This window comes from Streptococcus sp. 4155 (genome assembly GCF_013276695.1).
Lineage (GTDB): Bacteria > Bacillota > Bacilli > Lactobacillales > Streptococcaceae > Streptococcus > Streptococcus pseudopneumoniae.
This window is the reverse complement of record NZ_VMLM01000123.1, coordinates 1-741: the sequence shown is the minus strand read 5'-3', so window position 1 is coordinate 741 and position 741 is coordinate 1. Positions and strand designations below refer to the sequence as shown.

The 741-nt window shown below is 40.9% G+C and carries 1 protein-coding gene; it reads right to left on the bottom strand.

The window, feature by feature from the left end; genetic code table 11:
* Positions 1 to 131 precede the first annotated feature (131 nt).
* Positions 132 to 605 (bottom strand): IS200/IS605-like element ISSpn6 family transposase, encoded by a 474-nt coding sequence (tnpA, locus tag HT715_RS11445; protein WP_001206386.1) that lies wholly within the window; start codon positions 603 to 605, stop codon positions 132 to 134.
* Between the last annotated feature and the right edge of the window lie 136 nt (positions 606 to 741).

Below are 741 nucleotides of genomic sequence, written 5' to 3'. Positions count from 1 at the left end.
AATCAAAACCACCAGTGTGAACTGGTGGTTTGTTCTGCGGCTATAAGCCGCTTCTACCGGCCAGGGCCAAAGGCCCACCGAAATAGCTTCCTCGCGCACCACTTTCCCGAGCAGGTGCTAAAGCACCTTAGTTACTTCCTCTTATTTATTTCGCCAGTAAACGGATCTACTGACTCGAATAACGTGAGCTGGTCTGCTACTCTGTCTTCTTGTAATTGATTCTGAATATATTCAGCTATCACTTTCTGATTACGGCCTACCGTATCTACATAATAGCCTCTACACCAAAACTTGCGATTGCCATATTTGTATTTTAAATTCGCATGCTTATCAAAAATCATCAAACTGCTCTTGCCCTTTAAATAGCCCATAAAGGACGAAACACTAAGTTTCGGAGGAATACTGATAAGCATGTGAATATGGTCTGAACAAGCATTCGCTTCATGGATTATTACACCCTTACGCTCACATAAGTCACGTATGATTCTTCCGATACTAGCTTTGTATCTGCCATAAATGATTTGACGACGATATTTGGGTGCAAAAACAATATGATATTTACAATTCCATGTGGTATGTGATAAACTTTGATTATCCTCTCTCATGAGGTACCTCCTGTATGATATGTTGTAGTGGCGGAGAAACCACTTCTATCTTATCATTTTAGGAGGTTCTTTTTGTTACCACGCTAAAAGCTCTATGGAACCACTAGCATAGCTAGTGGTTTTCGGGAGACAACAA

Excerpts from the sequence above, each read along its gene's own strand:
- tnpA (WP_001206386.1), bottom strand. The coding sequence starts at position 605 with ATGAGAGAGGATAATCAAAGTTTATCACATACCACATGGAATTGTAAA.